This window comes from Pollutimonas bauzanensis, from assembly GCF_040393045.1.
In the GTDB taxonomy this organism is placed as follows: Bacteria; Pseudomonadota; Gammaproteobacteria; order Burkholderiales; family Burkholderiaceae_B; genus Pollutimonas; species Pollutimonas bauzanensis_A.
In genome coordinates, this window is sequence record NZ_JBEBUX010000196.1 from 1 (window position 1) to 4,634 (window position 4,634).

The 4,634-nt window shown below is 55.6% G+C and carries 4 protein-coding genes; 3 read left to right on the forward strand and 1 reads right to left on the reverse strand.

Features of this window, described 5'->3' with window-relative positions; translation table 11 throughout:
* Positions 1 to 171 precede the first annotated feature (171 nt).
* Positions 172 to 1,173, forward strand: a complete 1,002-nt coding sequence (locus ABWO67_RS19060) for a Bug family tripartite tricarboxylate transporter substrate binding protein (RefSeq protein ID WP_353154851.1) — start codon at positions 172 to 174, stop codon at positions 1,171 to 1,173.
* Between the two features lie 8 nt (positions 1,174 to 1,181).
* Here the strand turns inward: ABWO67_RS19060 and ABWO67_RS19065 are convergent, their stop codons facing one another.
* Complete coding sequence (locus ABWO67_RS19065) at positions 1,182 to 2,123, reverse strand: LysR family transcriptional regulator (protein ID WP_353154854.1); 942 nt, start codon at positions 2,121 to 2,123, stop codon at positions 1,182 to 1,184.
* 123 nt (positions 2,124 to 2,246) lie between these two features.
* Here ABWO67_RS19065 and ABWO67_RS19070 point away from each other — a divergent pair, with 123 nt between their 5' ends.
* Both ABWO67_RS19070 and ABWO67_RS19075 read left to right on the forward strand, forming a co-directional pair.
* Positions 2,247 to 3,236 carry a Bug family tripartite tricarboxylate transporter substrate binding protein gene (locus ABWO67_RS19070; protein ID WP_353154857.1) on the forward strand — a complete coding sequence of 330 codons (990 nt, stop codon included), beginning with the start codon at positions 2,247 to 2,249 and terminating at the stop codon, positions 3,234 to 3,236.
* Between the two features lie 14 nt (positions 3,237 to 3,250).
* On the forward strand, positions 3,251 to 4,634 hold a 1,384-nt coding region (locus tag ABWO67_RS19075; RefSeq protein ID WP_353154860.1), incomplete at its 3' end, for an acyclic terpene utilization AtuA family protein.

The window sequence follows — 4,634 nt, forward strand, 5'->3', positions numbered from 1 at the left end:
AGGTGGCTATCGTTTAGGAACCAACCAAATTATGCGGTCAACACGCTGAGGTATCTAGCATTAAATTTTTGTGGCACTACCTAAACGTTCGTTGACGGCGCCCAACCCCTCCCATAAGATGCCCGTCGCCATCATCTAATAACGAAACACCAAACATAAAGGACTAAAAGGATGACACAACCCACTAATGACACAGCCAAAAGCAGTTTCCGTCGAAAATTTCTTTCTGCGGTGCTGATCGGATCGACGGCCTTGGGCATCTATAACGTGGCGCAAGCCTCTGAATACCCTTCAAAACCTATCAAGCTAATAGTCCCGTTTGCAGCCGGCGGCGGTAACGATGGCATTGCACGCAGTCTGGGCCTGTTGCTTTCGAAATCGCTCCAGCAACCGGTGATCATAGACAACCGTCCAGGCGCCGGCGGTAAACTGGGCGTTGAAATGGGACTCAAGGCAGCCCCTGATGGATACACATTAACGCTGATCTCGAATAGCTATTCGGTCAATCCAAGTCTCTACAACTTACCCTTTGACCCCGTCCGCGACATGACACCGATAGGGATGATTGCGCGAGCGCCCTTCTTTCTATCAGTAAACCCAACAGTTCCCGTCAACTCGCTACAGGAATTGGTGTCGCTGGCTAAAAACAAGCCCGGTGAACTGACCTATGCGTCTTCAGGAACAGGTGGAATCTCGCACCTAGGTATGGAGTTTTTTCTTGCCACTGCAGGCATCTCGATGACCCATGTTCCCTACAAGGGCTCGGCGCCAGCGCTAACGGATACCGTTTCGGGGCAGGTCAACGTGATGCTGACAACGGCGGGGTCTACTCTTCCCTACATGGAAGAAAAACGGCTAAAGGTGCTTGCAGTAACCCTGCCCGACCGCGTTTCCTCGGCACCCGACATAGCCACAGTTCGGGAACAAGGTATTCCATATGATGTCACTGTTTGGTATGGCATTATCGGCCCAAAAGGCATACCGTCCGATATCCAGGCCAAGCTGAATAACGCCATCAACGAAGCCGTGTCAAAAGGTGAAATGGCGGAACGCCTGAAAACAACCGGGGAAGCGTCCGCACCTGGCACCCCCGAATCGTTCCAGAAGCAAATTGTTGACGAAATAGCACTTTGGGGCGATGTTGTGAAGCAGGCGGGAGTCACGGTGAAATAGCTACCTAGTCACCCGGCCAGATCCGGCAGCGATACCGATGCAGCGTGTTCTACCAGGAAATCCTTGAAGGCCGTCGCCGCCGGGGATGGCGTACGCCCGGGCGGCATGAGCACCCCGATTTCGCGGAAGGTCGCCGGCCGGAACGCAAGCAGGCGGCAGCGGCTTAGATCCAGTCCATACAAAGAGCTTCGGGGCTGTATGCTTACCCCCATCCCCAAAGACACAAGAGCCACCAGCGTTGAAGTGCCGGTAAGTTCCTGAGCGGCTTCGACAGCGATGCCTTCGCTTTGGAAAAGCATATCGAGCTTGTCGCGTAAATCCACCCCGGTGGGGTTAAGCAACAGAGGATTGCGCGCCAACTCGCGCACACCCACAGCGTCCAATTTCGCAAACGCTGGATCGGACGCAGGCACCACAGCGAGCAACTCTTCATCGAACAACGGCGTGAACACCATGCCCTGCCCACGCGGACTGCGCGACAGCACGGCAAGATCCACGGCGCCCGCTTCTATCTGCTCATGGGCGCGACGCGAGTCGACATCACGCATCTTGACTCTGATGCCAGGATGCTGAGTCTGAAATCTCTGAAGCAGTTGGGCCATATAAGTGGCCGCCAGCGAGGGCAAGACGGCTAGAAGAATCGCCCCTCGTTGCAAGCGCCCCTCTTCCTTAAGCTGGGTAATGACACGGGCAAGCTCCACCCCCGAGCGATTGAATACCTCAATGAGCCTGGCACCTTCATCGGTCAGTTGCACGGATCGCGTGTCGCGATGCAAGAGCTTGACGCCCAGGGCGGATTCTAATTGCTGGACTTGAACGCTGAGCGCGGACTGCGAGAGATGCAGCCGCGCGGCCGCGGCACGAAAGCTGGAACATTCAACTACAGCAGAAAATGCACCTATCTGATTCAAATTCACTCGCCGCAAATCATTCAGCCAGTCTCCCGCCATTGATCGTCTCCGGTTATCAATGCTTCCAAATATACCGCTTGTTCAAACAGTGTAGCGTCAATAAGATGACTGCAAATACCACCGCCCAGTGTTCATTGCAACAAAACCTAGAAAGGGAGACCTATGAAGACGATGCGCCGTACGTTCCTTGCCTCTTGTCTGTTAGCGTTGTGCGGATCGCTGCCCGCCAGCGTGCTTGCCAACAGCTCTGGAGGCTCGTATCCGACCAAGACCATTACCATCATCGTCCCGTACGGCGCCGGTTCAAGCACCGATATTCTGACCCGTGTTGTGGCCAAGCAGATGTCGCAGGATCTTGGTCAAACCGTGATTGTTGAAAACAAAGCTGGCGCCGGCGGTGCCGTGGGCAGTGCGATGGTGGCTAAAGCCACCCCAGACGGATACACGCTAGTCATGGGCACGATTTCATCGCACTCCATCAACCAGTCGATGATGAAAAACCTGCCTTACGATGTACTGCGGGATTTCTCACCAATATCACTGGTAGCCTATTTTCCCAATATCCTCGCGGCCAACAAAGACGTGCCGGCAAGCAACCTGGCAGAACTCGTACAACTGGCAAAGAAACAAGGCGGCATGAGTTTCGCAACCGGCGGAATAGGATCGTCCGGGCAAATGGGCGGCGAACTGCTCAAGCTGCGTACAGGCGCACCTTTGAACCATGTGCCCTACAAAGAAGTCGGCCAGGCCATTACGGACACTATCGCCGGGCATGTGCCGATTCTGTTCTACCAAGTACCGGCCCTGGTTTCCCAGATAAAAGCTGGACAACTCAAGGCCCTGGCTGTGCTCGCGCCGCAACGCACCCCGCTTTTACCCGACGTTCCCACCTCGGCCGAACAAGGGATTGCTGACTTTGACGCGACAGCCTGGATGGGCTTGTTCGGGCCGGCAGGCATGCCCGCCGAGGTGATAGACAAGCTCAACAAGTCTATTCATACCGCAGCGAACAACAAAGAATTAAATGCGCAACTCGCACCGCAAGGCTTCACCATGGTCGGCGGTTCGGCCGCTGACTTCAGGTCATTTGTCGAGAATGACATCAGGAAATGGGCGGACGTCATCAACGCCACCAAAGCCACTATTCAATAAAGGAGGCGTCGATCGTGACAAGCATTGTTCCCCTGCGGGAAGTCGCCCACTCGCGTTCAGGCGAAAAAGGCAACAGCAGCATGATATCGGTAGTAGCCTACGACATGGCCGATTTCGAGCTGCTTCGGCAACAGGTTTCTGTCGAAGCTGTCCGCAAACTATTTGGCCCTATCACCCGAGGTGAAATACAACGGTATGAAGCGCCTCATATCGGCGCACTGAATTTTGTACTTCACGAAGTGCTGGAGGGCGGCCGATCACGAACGCTGGCCTTCGAAGAATCAGGAAAGGCACTTTCGTCCCTTATGCTGACCTTGCCGATTTCCGTGCCCGCCGACAGGCCTGCGCGAGCGGTTCCCGGTAACGTTGAAAAGCTTGCCCCTGACAATCAGCCAACGACATCTGTCGACGATAAAACCGCGAAAACCATACGTTTAGGCGCAGCTACTGCCTGGTCAAGAGACCGCTTCGGACCGGCACAGGATCTGGTCGAGAATGGACGGCTTGATTACCTCTGCTTTGAATCTATGTCAGAGGTCACCATGAGCGCTGCCCAGGTCGCACGACTGGACGCTGATGCTACCGTCGGCTACGACCCCTACCTGATTGCGCGCCTGTCGCCCATCCTGGCCCAATGCAAGGAAAAGGGTATCAAGATCATCACTAATCAGGGGTGGCTGGATCCTGCTGGCGCAGCGCAAAAGCTCAGGCAACTGGTCACTGAGCTAGGCATCGGACAGATCAAGATCGCAGCCGTCGACGGTGGCGTGCTCACCGACCGAATTGCAGATCTGGGCCTCACTTATCTCGAAACCGGCGAACCCATCTCGGAAAGTCGCGACCGCATTGTCTCTGCGGAAGCCTATCTCGGTTGCGAAGGAATCGTCCAGGCCCTGCGCGAAGGCGCCGATGTGGTCATCACCACGCGGGTGGCCGACGCCTGCCTTTACCTGGGCCCCCTGACTTTTGAGTTCAACTGGTCGCTCGACGATTACCAGAACATGGCTCGAGGCATGACGGTAGGCCATCTGATGGAATGCGGCGCACAAGTTTGCGGCGGCTATTTTGCAGACCCTGGCTACAAAGAAGTACCCGACCTGGATCGCGTCGGCCATCCTATCGCGCAGGTCACAAAAGACAGCATCGTACTCACCAAGACACCCGGCTCTGGCGGCCTGCTTACCCCGGCCACGTGCAAAGAGCAGTTGCTCTATGAAGTGGCGGATCCGGAGCGATATCTGGGGCCCGACTGCGTCACTAACCTGACAGCAGTGAGCTTTGATCAAGCCTTTGAGAATACGGTTCAGGTGAATGTGCACGAAGGCGTAGGCGGGCCGAAACCAGCGACGCTCAAAGCGCTTGTCGGTGTCCGTGAGGGCTATATGACCGAAGAGATGG

What these genes read in the sequence shown, in the direction of transcription:
- ABWO67_RS19060 (WP_353154851.1), top strand. Translation starts at nt 172, where the DNA reads ATGACACAACCCACTAATGACACAGCCAAAAGCAGTTTCCGTCGAAAA.
- ABWO67_RS19065 (WP_353154854.1), bottom strand. Translation starts at nt 2,123, where the DNA reads ATGGCGGGAGACTGGCTGAATGATTTGCGGCGAGTGAATTTGAATCAG.
- ABWO67_RS19070 (WP_353154857.1), top strand. Translation starts at nt 2,247, where the DNA reads ATGAAGACGATGCGCCGTACGTTCCTTGCCTCTTGTCTGTTAGCGTTG.